Origin of the sequence: Microbacterium sp. USTB-Y, from assembly GCF_023703415.1 — a bacterium.
Lineage (GTDB): Bacteria > Actinomycetota > Actinomycetes > Actinomycetales > Microbacteriaceae > Microbacterium.
Map to the genome: position 1 here is coordinate 539,707 of NZ_JAGMTU010000003.1, position 18,156 is coordinate 557,862.

Annotated in this window: 15 protein-coding genes and 1 pseudogene; 8 read left to right on the forward strand and 8 right to left on the reverse strand. The window is 70.6% G+C overall.

Annotated elements, in window-relative coordinates; genetic code table 11:
* Nucleotides 1-81 precede the first annotated feature (81 nt).
* Both J8G10_RS09760 and J8G10_RS09765 read right to left on the reverse strand, forming a co-directional pair.
* A complete protein-coding gene (locus tag J8G10_RS09760; protein ID WP_251443777.1) occupies nucleotides 82-1,407 on the reverse strand; it encodes a GAF domain-containing protein in 1,326 nt (441 codons plus the stop codon).
* Nucleotides 1,408-1,481: 74 nt separating this feature from the next.
* A complete protein-coding gene (locus tag J8G10_RS09765; RefSeq protein ID WP_251443779.1) occupies nucleotides 1,482-2,945 on the reverse strand; it encodes an MFS transporter in 1,464 nt (487 codons plus the stop codon).
* Nucleotides 2,946-3,075: 130 nt separating this feature from the next.
* Between J8G10_RS09765 and J8G10_RS09770 the strand changes: the two genes are divergently transcribed.
* The 3 genes and pseudogenes from J8G10_RS09770 (at nucleotide 3,076) to J8G10_RS09780 (ending at nucleotide 5,504) form a co-directional block, all read left to right on the forward strand.
* Nucleotides 3,076-3,798: a TetR/AcrR family transcriptional regulator gene (locus J8G10_RS09770; protein ID WP_251443781.1), complete on the forward strand. Its 723-nt coding sequence runs from the start codon at nucleotides 3,076-3,078 to the stop codon at nucleotides 3,796-3,798.
* A 189-nt stretch (nucleotides 3,799-3,987) separates the two neighbouring features.
* Nucleotides 3,988-4,296, forward strand: a pseudogene (locus J8G10_RS09775) (PadR family transcriptional regulator); the annotation flags it as partial.
* 110 nt (nucleotides 4,297-4,406) lie between these two features.
* Nucleotides 4,407-5,504 carry a hypothetical protein gene (locus tag J8G10_RS09780; RefSeq protein WP_251443783.1) on the forward strand — a complete coding sequence of 366 codons (1,098 nt, stop codon included), beginning with the start codon at nucleotides 4,407-4,409 and terminating at the stop codon, nucleotides 5,502-5,504.
* 202 nt (nucleotides 5,505-5,706) lie between these two features.
* Here J8G10_RS09780 and J8G10_RS09785 read toward each other — a convergent pair whose 3' ends face one another.
* From J8G10_RS09785 to J8G10_RS09805, 5 genes are all read right to left on the reverse strand, one after another.
* Nucleotides 5,707-7,134 (reverse strand): CCA tRNA nucleotidyltransferase, encoded by a 1,428-nt coding sequence (locus tag J8G10_RS09785; RefSeq protein ID WP_251443785.1) that lies wholly within the window; start codon nucleotides 7,132-7,134, stop codon nucleotides 5,707-5,709.
* A gap of 109 nt (nucleotides 7,135-7,243) precedes the next feature.
* Nucleotides 7,244-7,555, reverse strand: a complete 312-nt coding sequence (locus J8G10_RS09790) for a hypothetical protein (protein WP_251443787.1) — start codon at nucleotides 7,553-7,555, stop codon at nucleotides 7,244-7,246.
* A gap of 92 nt (nucleotides 7,556-7,647) precedes the next feature.
* Nucleotides 7,648-8,565 (reverse strand): alpha/beta hydrolase, encoded by a 918-nt coding sequence (locus J8G10_RS09795; protein ID WP_251443789.1) that lies wholly within the window; start codon nucleotides 8,563-8,565, stop codon nucleotides 7,648-7,650.
* A gap of 43 nt (nucleotides 8,566-8,608) precedes the next feature.
* Nucleotides 8,609-9,664, reverse strand: a complete 1,056-nt coding sequence (locus tag J8G10_RS09800; protein ID WP_251443791.1) for an LLM class flavin-dependent oxidoreductase — start codon at nucleotides 9,662-9,664, stop codon at nucleotides 8,609-8,611.
* Between the two features lie 28 nt (nucleotides 9,665-9,692).
* On the reverse strand, nucleotides 9,693-11,285 hold the full coding sequence (locus J8G10_RS09805) for a methyltransferase (RefSeq protein WP_251443793.1): 1,593 nt from the start codon (nucleotides 11,283-11,285) through the stop codon (nucleotides 9,693-9,695).
* 138 nt (nucleotides 11,286-11,423) lie between these two features.
* Here J8G10_RS09805 and J8G10_RS09810 point away from each other — a divergent pair, with 138 nt between their 5' ends.
* The 5 genes from J8G10_RS09810 to trxA all read left to right on the forward strand — a co-directional run bounded on the left by J8G10_RS09810 (nucleotide 11,424) and on the right by trxA (nucleotide 17,306).
* A complete protein-coding gene (locus J8G10_RS09810) occupies nucleotides 11,424-13,574 on the forward strand; it encodes a DUF6049 family protein (protein WP_251443796.1) in 2,151 nt (716 codons plus the stop codon).
* On the forward strand, nucleotides 13,567-15,183 hold the full coding sequence (gene murJ / locus J8G10_RS09815) for a murein biosynthesis integral membrane protein MurJ (protein ID WP_251443798.1): 1,617 nt from the start codon (nucleotides 13,567-13,569) through the stop codon (nucleotides 15,181-15,183). The genes J8G10_RS09810 and murJ overlap by 8 nt, the downstream gene beginning before the upstream one ends.
* A 22-nt stretch (nucleotides 15,184-15,205) precedes the next feature.
* Nucleotides 15,206-15,850, forward strand: coding sequence for a YigZ family protein (locus J8G10_RS09820; RefSeq protein WP_251443801.1), 645 nt, complete (start codon nucleotides 15,206-15,208; stop codon nucleotides 15,848-15,850).
* A 104-nt stretch (nucleotides 15,851-15,954) separates the two neighbouring features.
* Nucleotides 15,955-16,908: a thioredoxin-disulfide reductase gene (gene trxB, locus J8G10_RS09825; protein ID WP_251443804.1), complete on the forward strand. Its 954-nt coding sequence runs from the start codon at nucleotides 15,955-15,957 to the stop codon at nucleotides 16,906-16,908.
* A gap of 23 nt (nucleotides 16,909-16,931) precedes the next feature.
* Nucleotides 16,932-17,306 (forward strand): thioredoxin, encoded by a 375-nt coding sequence (gene trxA / locus J8G10_RS09830; RefSeq protein WP_292883549.1) that lies wholly within the window; start codon nucleotides 16,932-16,934, stop codon nucleotides 17,304-17,306.
* Nucleotides 17,307-17,775: 469 nt separating this feature from the next.
* On the opposite strand, the gene J8G10_RS09835 is transcribed toward trxA, so the two are convergent.
* The gene (locus J8G10_RS09835) at nucleotides 17,776-18,114 is read right to left on the reverse strand and encodes a tryptophan synthase subunit alpha (RefSeq protein ID WP_251443808.1); all 339 of its coding nucleotides are present in this window, start codon (nucleotides 18,112-18,114) and stop codon (nucleotides 17,776-17,778) included.
* Between the last annotated feature and the right edge of the window lie 42 nt (nucleotides 18,115-18,156).

Here is an 18,156-nt window from a genome sequence, read left to right on the forward strand (position 1 = left end):
GTTGCATCCGGTTGCGCCCCCGGGTCGTGGAGCGAGCACGCGGAGGGACAGGAGACAACGCAGCGCCGCCGGGGGCGCGCCTCAGGCCTGTTCGAGCCGTTCGATGCGGCTGACGAGGCCCGCCCGCTTCGGCGAGCGCGCGGGGAGCAGCTCCAGGCACAGCCGCAGGATCTCGGCGTCGTCGGCGCCCTCGGGGATCTCGGCGTAGCTCAGCAGCACGTCGACGCTCGCCTCGGTCCGCATCGTCTCGCGCAGGGTGGAGCGCACCGACTCGCGGTACTCCTCCACGCCGGGCGACGTCGAGTCCGGCAGCACCGGTCCGCGGTAGGCGCTCAGGGCCACGCGGTGCGCGCCGCGGTCGAGCAGCGACAGCACGACCTGTGCATCCGTCTCGAGAGGCACCGTCAGCCGGTAGGGCCGCGACTCGGGCACGAGGGCCGGCCAGATCCGCTCCAGCGCCTTGCGCAGGCGCACCATCTCGGGGCGCAGGGTGTCGGCCGAGGATCCCTCGCCGTACACCAGTTCGGCGAGCCGCTCGGCGCTGAGTCCCTGCCGGTGCACGGCGAGCAGCAGCAGGATCTCGGCGTGCCGGGCGCTGAGCTCGACCGATCGCTCGCCGTCGTCCCCCGCCACCTCCAGGCGGGCCCGGTCCCGGCCGAGGACCCGCAACGTGGCGCGGTCGGGGGTCTGCCTCCGCAGCGGTGCTGCGGCGGGGACCGCGGGCTCGGCGCGGGCACGGAGCCGCGCCACGAGCAGCTCGGCCTCGACGGCCCGCGCGGTGGCGTCGACGAGCATGCGGGCCTGCGGGCTCGCCGCCTCGCGCCCTCCGGTGACGTCGATCACCCCGAGGATGCGCCGGTCCTCCGGGTCGAACACGGGCGCGGCCGTGCACGACCACGGCTGCACGAGCCGGTTGTAGTGCTCCGCGCCGTGGATCTGCACCGAGGCGCCGAGTTCGAGCGCCGTGCCGGGAGCCGAGGTCCCGACCGCCCGCTCCGACCAGTTCGCCCCTTCGACGAAGCCCATCTCGCCGGACAGGATCCGCTGGTTCAGGTCGCCCTCGACCCACAGCAGGCGCCCGGCGTGGTCGCCGACGGCGACGATGACGCCGGAATCGTCCGCCGAGCCCGGCAGCAGCAGAGCCCGGATGGTGTCCATCGCCCCGGCGAGGGGATGCGCGAGCCGGTACGCGTCGAGGGCATCCGGGGTGAAGTCGAGCGGCGGCAGTCCTTCGGCGCCGACGCGCTGCCGCCACGACCGCTCCCACGACTCGCGCACGAGCGACCGGACGCTCTGCAGGCGCTCGTCATCGACGTTGCCGGCCACGAGCTCCTCATGCGCGCGCTCGATGAGCAGACGCGATGCGGCGGGTGCAGGATCGCGGGAGGGCTGCCAGGGCGAGGACACGGAGTCTCCGATCGTCGGCGACGGAGTGGATCCAGTGTACGGCGGCGCGGCCCGGCCGCGGCGGTCCCGTCGTGTCAGGCCGGAGCCTCGTGCTCGTCGACGGTGCGCGCATCGGTGAGGGTGAGGGCGCCGATGCCGGCGATGAGGCCCACCGCCACGGCGAGCACCGCGAACACCACCTGCTCGCCGTGGAAGAAGGACGCGACGAGCGCCGGCTCCCACGCCCCGGCGGGGAGCGTCACCGTGACGAGCGCGGCGATGAGCGTGCCCACGACCGCCGTGCCGACGCTGGTGCCCAGTTCCTGGGCGGTGTCGTTCAGGGCGGCGCCCATCGAGGTGCGGTTCTCGGGCATCGCGCCGACCAGCGCCACGGCGCAGATCGTCATGACCGTGCGCAGTCCCACCGTCATGACGATCATCGCGAGCGCGATCGCGAAGTAGTTCTGCTGGACGGCCCAGGCCATGAGGCCGAGACCCGCCGCGAGCATTCCCGCGCCGATGAGGCACGCGACCCGGTGCCCGAACCTGCGGACGAGCCACTCGGTGACGGGGGTGGCGAGGATCATCGTCGCGATGAGCGGCAGGTTCGCCAGTCCCGCCTGCAGCGGCGACCAGCCCCACGCGTACTGGAAGTGCAGGATCAGGGCGAACATCACGCCCGCCATCGCGACGGAGGTGCCGATCTGGGCGATGGCCGCTCCGCGCACGGTGCCCTGCCGGAAGAGGGACAGGTCGAGCATCGGCGCGGCCGCCCGGCGTTCGCGGAGGATGAAGAGTGCGAGCGCCACCACGGCGCCGATCCCGACCGCGAGGGTGATCGGCGAGATCCAGCCGTTCTCGATGCCGCTCGTGAGCAGATAGCAGGCGAGGCCGATGGTGAGGATGCTCAGGGCCGCGCCCGGCAGGTCGAGGCGGTCCCTGGTGAGCCCGTCCGCGGTGTCGGCCGGTACGCCGAAATGGACACCGGCGGCGGCGATCAGCGCGATGGGCGCGTTCACGAGCAGCAGCCACTGCCAGGGAAGGTGCGCGAGCATCGTGCCGCCGAGGAGCGGGCCGAGCACGAAGCCGGACATGCCGACGACCATCATGAGCGTGATGGCGCGCATCCGCAGCTTCTCGTCGTCGAACAGCCGGAAGACTAGGGAGTTGGTGATCGGCGCCATCGCGGCGGCGGCGATGCCGAGCAGGGCGCGCAGCGCGATGAGCTCGCCGGTCGTGGCGACCAGCAGCACGGCGAGACTGATCAGCCCGAAAAGGGCGAGACCGATCTGCAGCACGCGGCGGCGTCCGAACCGGTCCGCGATCGAGCCGGCCGTCAGCAGCAGACCGCCGAAGGTGAGCGAGTAGGCGCCGGTGATCCACTGCAGCGCTGTCGTGTCCCCGCCGAGCTCGCGTCCGATCGTTGGCAGCGCGATCGAGAGGAGGGTGTTGTCGACCATCTCCACGAAGAAGGCGAGGCAGAGGGCGGCGAGCGGGATCCACGCCGCCCGCAGAGACGGGTAGGTGCGAGTGGGGGTGAGAACGGGTGCGTCGGTCATGGCATTCCTCCGATCGGACGATGTATCGAACAGCGTTCGATGCTCGAACACTGTTCGATAGAATAGAACGATGTTCGATGATGTGCAAGCGCCTCCCGCGTCGAGGCGATCCGCATGGTGGGATGGACCCATGGCAACCACACCGCAGCAGAGCGGCGGCCCCTCCCGGCGGCGCGGCCCCCGCACGCGCTCCCGCGCCTCCCACTCGCTCGAGTCGGTCCTGGCGGGTGCGGTGGAGATCCTCGATGAGTCCGGGGCGCAGGGCCTGACCATCCGCGCCTTGGCCGCACGGCTGGGCGGCGGCGTCGCGAGCGTGTACTGGTACGTGTCGGGACGCGACGAACTGCTCGACCTCGCGGCCGACTCGGTCATCGGCGGCGTGCTGGACGCGACCGCCGACGTCGGCGGGGAGGATCCCATCGAGGATCTGCGGACGATCGCCGTCACGATGTTCGACGCGATCGTCGACCGCCCGTGGTTGGGCGCGTACGTGCTGCGCAACACCGCAGTGCAGATCCACTCCCTGCGGCTCTACGAGCGGATCGGGGAGCAGGTCCTGCGCCTCGACCTGACCGCGCGGCAGTCGTTCCACGCGACCTCGGCCGTGGTCGGCTACGTGATCGGCAGCGCGGCCGACCTCGGACAGGAACCGCCCGAGGCCGTCATCTCCGGCGAGATGAGCAAAGAGGAGTACATGGCGGGCGCCACTGCGCAGTGGCGTGCACTGGATGCGCGAGAGTTCCCCTACATCCACCACATCATCGACGAGTTCGACGGTCACGACGATCGCGACCAGTTCCTCGGCGGCCTGCACCTGCTCCTGGCCGGACTCCGCCTGCAGGCGAACCGCTAGAGACCGCACCGATCCGCCGGCCGGGGCGCACCCCGCGACCGTTGCGCCCCGCGAGACCGCCGCGCCCGCAGAACCCCGCGCGCGGCCGGACCCTGTGCGCGCGACCCTTGTGCGCCGCACTCGGTACTACTGTGCGTTGCGTGGTAGTGTGCGGAGCAACGCAGTGGCCAACTCTGCAGAGGAGGGTGAATGGACACCACGCAGCTGCTCAAGGGAGTGCTGGATCTGGCGGTGCTCGCGGTCGTTCGCGACGAGGACGGATACGGGTACGACATCGTGCGCCGCCTGCGCGAGGCCGGGATCGGCGACGTCGGCGACGCCTCGGTGTACGGCACGCTGCGCCGGCTCTACTCCGCAGGCGCGCTCTCGAGCTACGTCGTCCCCTCCGACGGCGGACCGCACCGCAAGTACTACGCGATCACGACGCAGGGCAAGCACATGCTCGACGAGCAGATCGGGACCTGGTCGCAGTTCGCCGTGGCGATGTCAGGTCTGCTCGCCCCCCATGTCCCGACCTCGGCTAAGGGTGCCCCCGGCGCGCCGACGCCGCATCCTCTGTTCCATCCCCCCGTCAACCCCACCGGCATCCTCACAGAAGGAGCTCAGCGATGAACGACACGACCCTCACCGCCGCCGAGCGGATCCACGGCTTCGCCGAGGCCGTGCGCGCACAGCTCGCCGACCTTCCCGCGGACGAGGTCGACGACCTGGTCGAGGGACTCGTGGGCGACCTCTCAGATCAGGCCGCGGACCACGGCGGCCAGATCGAACTGAGGGATCCCGCCGCCTATGCGCAGGAGCTGCGCGACGCCGCAGGTCTCCCCGAGCGCGGCCCGATCACGACGGCGAGGACGCCGTGGCACGAGCGGCTGGCCGCAGCTGCAGGGCGGATCGTCGGACGGATCCGCTCATCGGCCTTCGGAAGCTGGCTGCTGGATCTGCTGATCGCGCTGCGCCCGGTGTGGTGGGTGCTGCGCGGGCTTGTGCTCGCAGCTCTCGTCGTGATCCCCGCGGGTCTGGGGCCGAGGACGATGGCGGGATACGGGGGTCTGCCTGCGCAGGTGTTCACCTGGGCCCTGATCATCGCGGTCATCCTCGTGAGCGTGCAGTGGGGCCGAGGCCGTTGGCTGCCTCGGAATCCGCTGCGTCACATCCGCACGGTTGCGAGCATCATCGCTGTGCTCGCGTTCCCGATGGTCTTCTCCCCCGTGCTCTTCGGATTCGCAAGCGCGACGATGTATCCGCAGGCGAGCTACGTTCCACCGCCGCCTGGTCTTCGGCTCGACGGCGAGCAGATCGACAACCTCTTCGTCTACGACAAGGACGGGAATCTCATCAACGGCGCCCAGATCTACACGAACCGGGGTACCCCTGTCGACCTTTTCGGGACTGCGAGCGAGGACCTCGACAGCGGGTCCGGATACGTCGATTCCAGCGGTGAGAGCACCGTAGTTCCGTTCCGGGATGCGCAGGCGCGTCCGGTATGGAACGTGTACCCCCTGCAACTCGGGCGCTACACCGATCTCAATGCCGGAACGCTCACTTCCACGACCGATCCGGTTCCGCCCTTCCTGCGCGCACCTGATCGGGCGCTCACGCCTGCAGCCGCTCCCACTCCGGGATCGTCGACGCCGCCCTCTCCGACGGCCTCGCCGACCCCGACTCCGACGCCCGTCCCGTCGCCGACGAGCACCCCGGCGGGCTGAGCCGTGCCCGAACCCCGTATCGTCTCGATCGATCTCACGCACCTCGTCGAGGCGGCGCTCCGCGGCGATCATCACGGGCAGTCCGCCGACCGCCCGGTTCCGAACTCCGTCGCTACCGCGCTTCGACCGGCCGATCGGCTCCGGGGAGACCGAATCGACTGAGTTCCGCACCACCCGGGCGGGCGACGCAGATCGGTGAGCCTCAGCCCCGCGCGGCCCACCAGTCGCGCAGGCGCTGCTCGGCGGCCTCGGGGCCGATGAGGCCTTCGTCGAGACGGAGCTCGAGCAGGAAGCGGTACGCCTCGCCGACCTCGCGTCCCGGTGCGATGCCGAGGATCCGCTGCACGTCGTTGCCGTCGAGCTCGGGGCGGATCGCGTCGATCTCCTCCTGCTCGCGGAGGTCGGCGATGCGCTGCTCGATGTCGTCGTACGCCGAGGCGAGACGTGCCGCCTTGCGCCGGTTGCGGGTCGTGACGTCCGCACGGGTGAGGATGTGCAGCCGCTCGAGCTGGTCGCCCGCGTCGCGCACATAGCGGCGCACCGCCGAGTCGGTCCACGCCCCCTCCGCGTAGCCGAAGAAGCGCAGGTGCAGCTCGATGAGCTTCGCGACCGCATCGGTCGACTCCTTGTCGAACCGCAGCGCCTGCAGACGCTTGCGGGCGAGGCGGGATCCGACGACGTCGTGGTGGTGGAAGCTCACCGCGCCGCCCGGCTCGAGCCGGCGGGTGCGCGGCTTGCCGATGTCGTGCAGCAGCACTGCCAGACGCAGGATCGCGTCGGCGGGCTCGTCGGGGTGGCGTTCCCGCTCGAGCGCGATGGCCTGCTCCAGGGCGGTCAGCGAGTGCTCGTATACGTCCTTGTGGTGATGGTGCTCGTCGATCTCGAGGCGCAGCGCGCTCACCTCGGGCAGGAACTCGTCGATGAGGCCGGTGTCGACGAGCACGCGGATCCCCCGCACGGGGTCCGACGACTGCAGCAGCCGTACGAGTTCCGCCTGGATGCGCTCCGGACTCACGATCGTGAGCGTCTGCCGCAGCTCGGCGATCGCCGCGAGCGTCCCCTCCTCGATCCCGAAGCCGAGCTGGGCGCTGAACCGGGCGGCACGGAGCATGCGCAGCGGGTCGTCGCCGAAGCTCACCTCGGGTGCCGTCGGGGTGCGCAGGAGACCGGCGATGAGGTCCTCCACTCCCCCGGTCGGATCCACGAGGCGCTGCTGGGGAACCAGGAACGCCATCGCGTTCACCGTGAAGTCGCGACGCACGAGGTCGCCGTCGATGTCGTCGCCGAACTGCACGACGGGCTTGCGGGTGACGCCGTCGTAGGCATCCGCGCGGTAGGTCGTGATCTCGACCTGCTCGCCGTGCACACGCGCGCCGATCGTGCCGAACTCGCGCCCGATGTCCCAGTGCGCAGTCGCGAGGGGCTTGACGAGGCGGAGGATGTCGTCGGGACGCGCGTTCGTGGTGAAGTCGAGATCGTGGGTGACCCTGCCGAGCAGGGCGTCACGCACCGGGCCGCCCACCACCGCGAGGTCGAACCCGGCGTCGGCGAACGCACCGGCCAGGATCCGCACGACCGGATTCTCGGCGAGGGCGCCCAGGCGCGCGAGGGATTCGGCCATGTTGAGCATGGTTTCCAGGGTACCGGGGCGCACGTGGGAGGTGCGGTGCCGGCGTCTCGCCGACCGCGTCCGAGGCGGCGCGACGACCGTCGCTCAGACGTCGTGGATCAGCAGGGGATCAGAACGTCGGGCCGCTGGACGACGGAAACGGCGTACCGCCAACCTCGCGGATGGCCCGCTGCTCAGCCCTGATCTGACCGAGGATCAGAGCGCTCAGCGCCATCCCGCTGATCACCGCCACACCCACGACGAGCCACATGCCGAACTGCGGATCCACGAGCTTGAGCACGTAGACGACCACGATCGCGCCCACCAGCACCGGAGCCTCGACGCACGCGAAGGCGACGAGCATGCGGGTACGACGGCGCCGGAAGTCCTCGGCGATGCGACGCACCTGCGCGGGGGTCGAGTAGTCCGTCGCGTCCGTCATTCCTCCGACCCTATCCGGGTGCCGCCGCCGGCGCCCCGGGGCGGACTGCACCGGGGGGATCCGCGGCCGCCCGGACGCGAGCGGTTGAGGACTCAGTCCGCTGACGCCGCGGCGCGCTCCGCCAGGCGGTCGGCGAGGAAGACGGCCGCGCGGTCGAGCGCGCGATCGGCCGCGGCGAGCGCACCCACGGCCGTCTGATAGTTGTGCGGTGCCCGTGCCGCGGACTCCAGTGTCACGTCGACGTCGGCGTGGGCCGCGTTCACCGCGAGACGGAGCGCGTCGTCGTGCAGCAGCTCTCTGCTGCCCACCTGGATCAGCAACGGAGGAAGGCCGCTCAGATCCGCGAAGACGGGGCTCGCCAGCGGCGAGCGCGCCGCCTGTTCTGCGTCGTGCTCGGGAAGGTAGCGGCGTACGTATGCGGCGATGTCGTCCGGGCGGAACAGCGGATCGTCCCCGTCGCGTCCGGTGAAGGAGGCGCCGCTCAGGGTGAGGTCGGTCTGCGGGGAGAACACGGCGGCGGCGGCCGGCATGCCGAGCCCGGCTTCCCGTGCCGCGAGGAGCGTGGCCACCGCGAGTCCGCCTCCCGCCGAGTCGCCGGCGATGACGAGCCGGCCGGCTCCGTGCCGATCGGCGAGTTCGGCGTACGCAGCGAGGGCGTCGTCCACGGCCGCGGGGAACCGGTGCTCCGGCGCCAGCCGGTAGTCGAGCGAGTACGCCGTCGCGCCCGTCCGCACGGCGAGGCCCGCGGCCACGCCGACACCGGTCTCCGCAGATCCGAGCACGAAGCCTCCGCCGTGCAGGTACAGGAGGATCCCCTCTCCGGCACCGTCGGGGCGCAGCTCGATCGCGGGCCGGCCTCCCAGCCGCCGGAGTGCCGAACCGACCCCGGCCGGCGGCGGGACGGCGCCGCGCGAGAACGCGCGCCTCATGTCCTCGACGGTCGCGTCCGCAGGGAAGCGGTTCTTCGCGTAGTTCCCGGACAGCTGGTCGAACTCGGCTCGCGTCTGCATGGCTCCCGAATGTAGAGGAGGCCTCAGACCTTTCCGCGGGGGTTCAGACGGCGACGCCCTGCACGGGTCCCTCGGTGTTCGGCTTCCAGCCCAGAGCCGGGGCGACGTGTTCGGCGAACGCCTGCAGCACGTGCAGGTTGTACTCCGGCCCCAGCTGGTTCGGGATCGTCAGCATGAGGGTGTCGGCCGCCATGACGGCCTCGTCCTGCTTCAGCTGGGAGATCAGCACGTCGGGCTCGGCCGCGTACGTCTTGCCGAAGGTGGAGCGGAAGCCGTCGATCACGCCGATCTGGTCGTGGTTCTCCTCCGAGCGCAGCCCGAAATAGGCGCGGTCCTGGTCGGACACCAGCGGGAACACGCTCCGGCTCACCGAGACCCGAGGGGCGCCGGTGTGGCCGGCGTCCTTGTACGCGGTACGGAACAGCTCGATCTGCTCCCGCTGCAGCTCGTGGAACGGCTGTCCCGTGGCCTCGGTGACGAGCGTCGAGCTCATCATGTTGAGGCCCATCCGCCCGGTGCTCTCGGCCGTCGCGCGGGACCCGGATCCCCACCAGATGTGATCGCGCAGGGTAGGCGACTGCGGCTCGATCGCGAGGTAGTGCCCGGCGCCGACCATGCGCGGGTCGCCGGGGGCGATGCGCTCGCCCTCGATCGCGCGCAGGAACAGCTCGAACTTCTCGCGCGCCATCACGCTGCCGCGCTCGGAGTCCTCGCCGTCCTCGTAGCCGAACGTGCGGTAGCCCTGCAGGGCCGTCTCGGGTGAGCCGCGGCTCACACCGAGCGCGATCCGGCCGTCGGCGATGAGGTCGAGCGCCGCCGCCTCCTCGGCGAACTGGAAGGGGTTCTCGTAGCGCATGTCGATGACGCCGGTTCCCACCTCGATGCGGCGGGTGCGGGCAGCCATCGCCGTCAGCAGCGGCATCGGCGACGCGGCCTGCCGCGCCCAGTGGTGCACGCGCACGTAGGCGCCGTTCACGCCGATCTCGTCGGCGCCCTCGGCCAGTTCGATCGTCTGACGCAGCATGTCGCCGGCGGTGCGCGTGACCGATCCGGGCACGTCGCCGTAGTGCCCGAAGGAGAGGAATCCGAAAGCCTTCATGATCTATTCGAACGCATGGATCCGGGATCTATTCCGCGATGTCCGGATCCACTCGGACGAGGAAGCCGTCGGTCACGAGCGTGCGCAGCCTCGGTTCCAGATCGGCCCAGAGCGCGGCCGGCGGCACCTCGAACAGCTCGGCGAGCGCGCTCGTGATCTGTCCGACCGTCAGTTCGCCGTCGCAGACCCCGACGAAGCCGGCGAGAGCCGGATCCACCGACACGGTGCGGCCGAACCCGCCGCCCTGGCGCAGCTCGATCACGGAGGGCGCGTCCTGACCCGGGATGTGGTGGCGCGCCTCGGTGACATCGGGAGCGACGAGCAGCCGGTCGGGCACTCCGTCGGCGAGCGCGTCATGCCCGGCGAGGCCGTCCCGGAAGGCCCGCCCCGCGCTCGTGACCGCCTGGGCGATGGTCTCGAAGCGGCGCAGCGGCGGCACCGGAGTGCCGGATTCCCGCACTGCAGGGCGGCGGATCAGCACATACCCGAAGCCGATCTCGGTCACGCCTCGGGCATCGAAGTCGTCCAGCCACGCATCGAGCAGCGAATCGAACGCCGGGTCCCGCGGCGTCGTGCCGCCGTCGCGGATCCACAGCTCCGCATAGCCGAGCGGCGACAGCGTCTCGCGCTGCACGACCCAGGCATCCAGCGCCGGATCGATCCACGACTCCAGCCGGCGCACGCCCAGCGCCCCGGTCTCCGAGCCCGTCGCCCCCGCCCCGGGACCCGTCGAAGGGTCGATGGACTCCCAGTTGCCGAGCAATTGCGCCGACCCTCCTGGGACGAGGTGCTGCGGCGCGGTGCGCACGAACGCCTCGACCAGCGCGTCGCCGACGAGCCCCCCGTCGCGGTACTCGTACTCGGGCACGTCGGCGCCGCGCGGGGTGATGACGAACGGCGGGTTGGAGACGATCAGACCGAAGCTCTCCCCGGCCACCGGTTCGAAGAGACTCCCGAGCCGGAACTCGATGTTGTGCACGCCGGCGAGCATGGCGTTCAGCTCCGCATAGGCGAGCGCGCGTTCGGAGATGTCCGTCGCGACCACGGATCCGGCGTGCCGCGAGACCAGCAGCGCCTGGATTCCGCATCCGGTGCCGAGATCCAGGGCTCGTTCGACCTCGATCGGCATCACCAAGGACGCCAGAGTCCGGGAGGCGCCGCCGACGCCCAGCACGTGATCGGGAGGCAGCACGCCGTCCTCGTCGAGGTGCTGCAGGGCCAGCTCGTCGAGGTCGCTCGCGATCCACCACTCCCCCACGCCGTCCGCGTCGACGAAGGACTGCGGGCGGATGAGCGCCGCGGGCACGACCAGATCGTCGGAACGGTACGCCAGCCCCAGTCGTTCGACGCCGTCCACGCCGGTGCGGGGCAGGGCCGCCGCGACGTCGGAGAGCGGCTGCGGCATGCCGAGCACGAAGAGGCGTCCGAGCGTCGCGAGCGGATCGGTGCGTGCGGCGAGCGCCCGCAGGAGCGGCGAACGGATCCCTCGGGCGAGCGCGTCGTCGGCCTCGGCGCCCCAGGCGTCGCGCAACGGCTCGGAGCGCAGATCGGCCGCGTCAAGGTCGGCGGCGAGCGCCGCGCAGAGCAGCGAATCAGGGCGGGGCGTCAGGTGTCGGACCACGGCGTCAGCCTACGCGGCGCAGCGAGACCGGCATCTCCCCCGATGCTCGTCCTGCCCACCTCCAGGGATCCGCACACCGCGCCGCCTAGACTCTCAAGGCCAGCACTCGCCGCGCCCCGCGCGCCCGACGGATCCTCGATGACTGCGACAACGACTGTGAGATCTCCCCTGCGCCAGCGCCTCCGCCGCGCGGCCGGGGCGCTCGTCGTCGCCCTCGGCCTCGTGCTGCCGCTCGCCGCACCGACGCCGGTCGCTGCAGCGAGCACTCCGGCGCCGAGCCCCACGCAGACGCCCTCGCACGCGGGCCTGCTGCTCTCCCTGCTCCCCGACGCCAACGGCGCCTATGTCTCCGGCAGCCCGCTGACGGCGACTCTGACGCTGCGCAATGACGCCACCACCGGGCTCGGTGCGGGCACTGTCCACCTCGAGCTCGGCCGCACGGCCCTCGCCGACCGCCGTGCAGTGGGCGCCTGGCTGGACGGATCCGCCGACGCGCCCGCACTCAGCCCCATCGGCGATGTGCGGACCACGGTGCTGGATGCCGAGGGCGTCTCCCGCACGCAGGTCGTCGTACCGGGCGCCGATGTCGGGGCGCTGAACCCCGGCGTCTATCCCCTGCGCGCGCGTTTCGAGGCGGCAGCGACGGGGAGCCCGACCTCCTCGGCCGAGTCGCGCACCGCCCTCGTCGTCGCGCAGGGTGCGCCCGCGACGGTCGTCACGGTCGTCCCCATCACGGCGGCGCCCGAGGGCGTCCTGCTCAGCGCGACCGAGCTCACGGCGCTCACCGCCCCGGAGGGAGCCCTCACCGCGCAGCTCGACGGCGTCGCGGGCACACCGGCCGTGCTCGCGGTCGACCCCTCGATCGTCGCGGCGATCCGGGTGCTGGGCACCGCCGCCCCCGCGACGGCTGTGGCATGGCTCTCCCGGCTCGAGGCGCTCCCCAACGAGCGCTTCTCCCTGCAGTTCGCCGACGCCGACACCACCGCACAGGCGGCGGCCGGGCTGACTGCGCCACTCGCGGTGGATGACTTCACCCCCTTCCTCGGTCCCGCGGGCACTCCCACGACCCCGACGCCGACCCCCACCGCGACGACGGCCACGACGGCCGGTGCCGTGCCCTCCACGGCCGATGCGATCGCCGGCGCACGCACCGACATCCTGTGGCCGCGCGGCGAGGTGACCGCCGATCAGGTGGCGACGATGTCGCACTACGGCCCGGCAGGGGGCGACACGGTGTCGATCCTGCCCTCGACGAGTTTCACGGCGGGCGCGCAAGGTGCGGCGGTCGCCGCACGGGGCTCGGTCGGTGGCTCCTCCGTGCTCGTCGCCGACGCCGCCGTGTCCGCCGCGCTGAGCGCCGCAGCGGCGCAGTCCGATGCCTCGGCCCGCGGCGGGGCACTGATCACCGCCAATGCGATGCTCTGGTTCGACGCCCCCGGTTCGACCGTTCTCGCCGGGCTCGCACGCGCCGACACCCGCTCCGAAGAGGGGCTCTCCAGCGCGGTGACGGCCTTCAGCGGAGGCCTCGATGGCCGCCTCGACCGCGTGCTGTCGAACCCTCCCACCGAGCTGACGGTCTCCACCGAGTCGGCCGAGGACAGGGGCGCCGCCGTCGTCACGCTGAATCAGGATGCCGACAAGCTCACACAGTTCGCGACCATCCTGGAGCGCCCCGCCGACCTGACGGTACGCGAGCGCATCTCGATGATGCGCCTGCTCGGCGTCGGGCTGCACACCACGCCCGATGACTTCGCCTCGGCGCTGCGGACGCACCGACAGGCGACGCAGAAGACCCTGAACGCCGTCGGGATCCAGCCGTCCAATCCGATCCTGATCAGCCCCAAGGTCACCGTGCCCGTATGGGTGCGCAACGAGCTCCCCTACCCGGTGCGCGTGCGGCTGAACGTCGTCCCCAGCGATTCGCGGATCGACGTGCCGAAGGCGACCGACGTCGAGGCCCAGCCGTCCAGCACCACGCCGGTGCGCCTGCCGCTGGAGTCGCACGTCGCCACCGCCGAGATCACGCTCACGATGTCGCTCACGAGCCCGACCGGCGTCGCGATCGGGCCGCAGCAGACCGCGCGACTCACGATCCGTGCCGAGTGGGAGACCATCGGCCTCGTCGTGTTCGGCGCCCTCGGCCTGCTGCTCATCGCCGGAGGAATCTTCCGCACCATCCGCCGGCGCAGGGCCGCCGCGGAGAAGCATTCCGCAGACGGCATGGATCCATCGGAGGATGATGTCGCAACGGACGGTGATGTCGCCACGGGTGAGGAGAAGCATGAGTAGCCTCGGCCGCGCGAGCGCCCTGCTCGCGGCAGGCACCATGGTGTCGCGGATCACCGGCCTGCTGCGCACGATCGTGCTGGTGGGCGTGATCGGGGCCGTGGGCAAGGCCCCGGATGCCTTCGCGCTCGCCAATCAGCTGCCGAACGATGTGTTCTCGATCATCTCGGTGGGGCTGCTCACCGCGGTTCTCGTGCCCCAGATCGTCAAGGCGGTCGCCGGGGAGGACGGCGGCAGCGCGTTCATCTCGAAGATCTTCACTGCCGGCACCGTCCTGCTGCTCGCAGCCACCGCCGTGGCGATGCTCGCCGCGCCCTGGATCGTCACCGTCATCATGAAGGCGGGTACGACCGTCGAGCAGCAGCAGCTCGCCATCGCCTTCGCGTACTGGTGCCTGCCGCAGATCTTCTTCTACGGTCTCTACGCCCTCATCGGGGAGACGCTGAACGCGCGCAAGATCTTCGGGCCGTTCACCTGGGCGCCGGTCGTGAACAACGTGGTCTCGATCGCCGGTTTCCTCATCATCGGCTCCCTCTTCGGAACGCCGCTGACCGATGTCTCCGACTGGCCCGCCGACCGCATCGCCTGGCTCGGAGCCACGGCCACCCTGGGCATCGCCGTGCAGGCGGGCGTCCTGCTCGCGTTCTGGCCGCGCACCAGGCTCGCGCTACGCGTCGACTTCCGCTGGCGCGGGGTGGGTCTCAGCAACGTCGGCAAGCTCGCCGGCTGGACCATGCTCATGGCGCTGTCGAGCCTCATCGCCGGGTTCTACCAGCACAGCGTCGCGCTCGAGGCATCGGGCGATGACGTCTCCCTCACCGTGATGAACAACGCCTGGCTGATCTTCATGCTCCCCTACTCGGTGATCGTGCTGTCGATCGGCACCCCCTATTTCACTCAGCTCAGCGAGCACGCCCATGCCGGACGCATCGATGACCTGCGCGGCGACATCGGCCGCAGCATCCGCACCCTCGGCTTCTTCCTGACGGGCGCTCTCGCCGCCGTGGTCGCCGCGACGATCCCCGCCTCGCGCATCTTCACCGACAACCCCGACGAGGCCCAGGCCGCGGCCCTCGTGCTCGTCGGCTACCTGGTCGCCCTGCTGCCCCTTGCGGTCCTCTTCATCGTGCAGCGCACGTTCTACGCTCTCGGCGACACCCGCACGCCCTTCTTCTTCACGATCTTCCAGTGCGTGCTCATCGCCGCCACCGCTTTCGGGACGAAGCTGCTCCACGAGGCCGGCATCGTCCCGCTGTCGGCGCTGGCGGCGACGCTGGCGCTCGGTCAGTCCCTGGCCAGCATCCTGCAGACGATCGTCGCGACGGCGCTCCTGCACCGCCGTCTCAACGGCATCGGCACAGGCCGGTGGATCCTCGCGCTGGGCCGATTCGTCCTCGCGGCGATCCCCGCCACGGCGGCGGGCTGGGGAGTCTTCCTCCTCCTCGGCGGCGCGCACGGGTGGACGACAGCGGACCGGATCCCGGCGGCGATCGGCTGCCTCATCATCGCTGGGGCGGTCCTCGTGGTCTATCTCGGCCTGCTCGCTCTGCTGCGCGCTCCGGAACTCGACGCGCTGAAGGGCCTCGTGCGCCGCTTCGCGCCGTCCCGATGAACACCGGCATCCACCCGCCGTCATGACACGCACCTACCCCGACACGATCGCCGCCGCCGTCACGCGCGAGCTCATCGTGAAGAAGTCGCGCTTCATCGCGCATCTGGTCCCGGTCCGGTCCGTGGCTGAGGCTGACGAGGTGATCGCGTCCGTCCGCCGGCAGTACTGGGATGCCCGTCACAACTGCACCGCGATGGTGACCGGCGTCACCGGGGATCAGGCACGATCCTCGGACGATGGAGAGCCCTCCGGCACAGCCGGGATCCCCATGCTGGAGGTGCTGCGCCGGCGCGGCCTCACCGACGTGGTCGCGGTGGTCACCCGCTACTTCGGCGGCGTCAAGCTCGGCGCCGGCGGCCTGATCCGGGCGTACTCCACGGCGGTCTCCGATGCGCTGGACGAGGCCGTGCTGCTCCATCGTCGCGAGTTGCTCGAGGCGCGCGTCGATGTGCCGCATGCCGACGCCGGGCGCATCGACAACGGTCTGCGCGACTGGGCCGCAGCCCATGGATCCTCCTTCGGCGAGGTCGTGTACGGCGCCGTGGCGTCGTTCACCCTCTGGATCCCGCCGTCCGACAGGGCGCTCTTCGTCGACGACCTCGCCTCATTGTCGGGCGGGTCCCTCTCCCCCGTCTTCGGCAGGACCCGCATCGTCGACGTCGCCTGAGCCCCTTGCCGCCCCGGGCGTGCGATCGCCCCGCGAGGTCGCCCAGCCGCGCGGAATGCCGCGCCGGTACCATGTGTTGAAGCGTGCGAGAGCAAGGAGAAGCAATGCGACAGGTCATCATCATCGGTTCGGGACCCGCGGGGTTCACGGCGGCGATCTACGCGGCCCGCGCGAACCTCAACCCCGTGCTCGTCGCGAGCTCGGTCGAGGTCGGCGGTGAACTGATGAAGACCACCGAGGTGGAGAACTTCCCCGGCTTCCCCGAGGGGATCCAGGGCCCCGACCTCATGGCCAAGATGCAGGAGCAGGCCGAGAAGTTCGGCACCGAGGTGCTGTACGACGACGTCACCGAGCTCGAGCTCGACGGCGACATCAAGAAGGTCACGCTCGGCAGCGGGACGGTGCTCGAAGCCGCTTCCGTGATCTACGCGACCGGATCCGCCTACCGCACGCTCAGCATCCCCGGTGAGGATCGCCTGTCCGGCCACGGTGTCTCCTGGTGCGCGACCTGCGACGGCTTCTTCTTCCGGGAGCGCACGATCGCGGTCGTCGGCGGCGGCGACTCCGCAATGGAGGAGGCCACCTTCCTCACGAAGTTCGCCTCGAAGGTCTACATCATCCACCGCAAGGACACGCTGCGGGCGTCGAAGATCATGCAGGAGCGGGCCTTCGCGAACGACAAGATCGAGTTCATCTGGAACAGTGCCGTCGAAGAGGTGCTGGGTGACGACGCGACCTCCGGAGTGCGCCTGCGCAACACGGTCGACGGCACCACCACAGATCTTCCGATCGATGGACTCTTCATCGCGATCGGCAACGACCCGCGCACCCACCTGGTGCACGGCAAGCTGGACCTCACCCCCGAGGGCACGATCTGGGTCGACGGGCGCACGTCGCGGACGTCCGTTTCGGGCGTCTTCGCCGCGGGTGATGTGATCGACCCGACCTACCGTCAGGCGATCACGGCCGCGGGATCGGGCACCGTGGCGGCGCTGGACGTCGAGCACTTCCTGGCGGCGCTTTCGGACGGAACCCCTGCGGAGTCGGTCCTCGCCTGAACGGCGGGAACAGTTCCGCCCCCATTGCTGTTGACTTCACCGAGCGTGACACGCTCACACGAACAAGGAGAATCATGACTGCCAAGGCAACCAGCCAGGCGACCTGGGAGCAGGACGTGCTTCAGGCCGAAGGCCCCGTTCTGGTCGATTTCTGGGCTGCGTGGTGCGGACCGTGTCGCATGGTCGCACCGGTGCTGGACGAGATCCAGTCGGAGAACCCCGACAAGATCACCATCCTCAAGCTCAATGTCGATGAGAACCCCGATCTCGCCATGAAGTACCAGATCACGTCGATCCCGGCGATGAAGGTTTTCCAGGGCGGAGAGGTCAAGACGACGATCATCGGCGCCAAGCCGAAGTTCGCGCTCGAGCAGGATCTGGCATCCTTCCTGGGCTGACCCCCTGACGACGAAGCCCGCCCTCCTCCGAGGGCGGGCTTTTTCGTGCCTGCGCAAAGCCGGCCCGCCTGCCCGATGTGGCTTGCTCGCACAGGGCTGCTGTGCGGGTCGGCCTCCCCGCCGCCTTGGCGCTCCGCGCAGCGCGTTTCACGTGAAACAACCTCTCCGGGTGGACTCCCCTCCCGCTGCCCATGCGCGGTGCAGGTCACGTGTTCTTCACAGCCATCAGGAATGCTGGCGCAGGGGCTACGTATCCGGCCGGCCGGACTGTGATGCAGTGCCCCGGACTTGAGGTTTCACGTGAAACGCCTAGCTCGGGGAGCATGCCCGGAGCGTCCGCATCGCGACAGCGCGGACACGGACGCGGAATGTTATCGCCAGTTCATGTGCAGGACCGGTGCCACGACAAGGACCAGACTCCCGACTTGTCCTGTGACGCTCCCACGTTTCACGTGAAACACGTGGGTCGCTAGGAGCGAGCGTCGTCGGCCAGCAGGTCCCAGCGTCGATACTTGGGCCCGACCCCGAGTAGGCCCCACACGATCGAGGTCAACTCCGGATAGTCGAGCGCGATACGACGGAGGACCTCGAAGTTGCGTGCCTCGTCAGGACGGACGCCCCCACTCTCGACGATCTCGTCGGCTCGCAGCAGAAAGACCACGAGCTCATCGACGCTGGGCAGCTCTTCCATGAACGCCCACGGGTCTTCTCCCCCGAGCAGCCTCTCCTGCACGAGAACGGCCAGCTCGTCCGCCGCCTCAGCGCGCAACACCTCCAGGCTGGCACGACGCGTCGGGGACTCACTCACCCGTCAAGCCTACGCGGCGCCGCCGACACGAAGGCCCGGAAC

Bases quoted from the DNA above. Each gene is read 5' to 3' on its own strand.
- trxB (WP_251443804.1), top strand. From the start codon at position 15,955: ATGCGACAGGTCATCATCATCGGTTCGGGACCCGCGGGGTTCACGGCG.
- J8G10_RS09780 (WP_251443783.1), top strand. From the start codon at position 4,407: ATGAACGACACGACCCTCACCGCCGCCGAGCGGATCCACGGCTTCGCC.
- J8G10_RS09785 (WP_251443785.1), bottom strand. From the start codon at position 7,134: ATGCTCAACATGGCCGAATCCCTCGCGCGCCTGGGCGCCCTCGCCGAG.
- J8G10_RS09795 (WP_251443789.1), bottom strand. From the start codon at position 8,565: ATGCAGACGCGAGCCGAGTTCGACCAGCTGTCCGGGAACTACGCGAAG.
- J8G10_RS09765 (WP_251443779.1), bottom strand. From the start codon at position 2,945: ATGACCGACGCACCCGTTCTCACCCCCACTCGCACCTACCCGTCTCTG.
- J8G10_RS09810 (WP_251443796.1), top strand. From the start codon at position 11,424: ATGACTGCGACAACGACTGTGAGATCTCCCCTGCGCCAGCGCCTCCGC.
- J8G10_RS09790 (WP_251443787.1), bottom strand. From the start codon at position 7,555: ATGACGGACGCGACGGACTACTCGACCCCCGCGCAGGTGCGTCGCATC.
- murJ (WP_251443798.1), top strand. From the start codon at position 13,567: ATGAGTAGCCTCGGCCGCGCGAGCGCCCTGCTCGCGGCAGGCACCATG.
- J8G10_RS09800 (WP_251443791.1), bottom strand. From the start codon at position 9,664: ATGAAGGCTTTCGGATTCCTCTCCTTCGGGCACTACGGCGACGTGCCC.
- J8G10_RS09820 (WP_251443801.1), top strand. From the start codon at position 15,206: ATGACACGCACCTACCCCGACACGATCGCCGCCGCCGTCACGCGCGAG.
- J8G10_RS09770 (WP_251443781.1), top strand. From the start codon at position 3,076: ATGGCAACCACACCGCAGCAGAGCGGCGGCCCCTCCCGGCGGCGCGGC.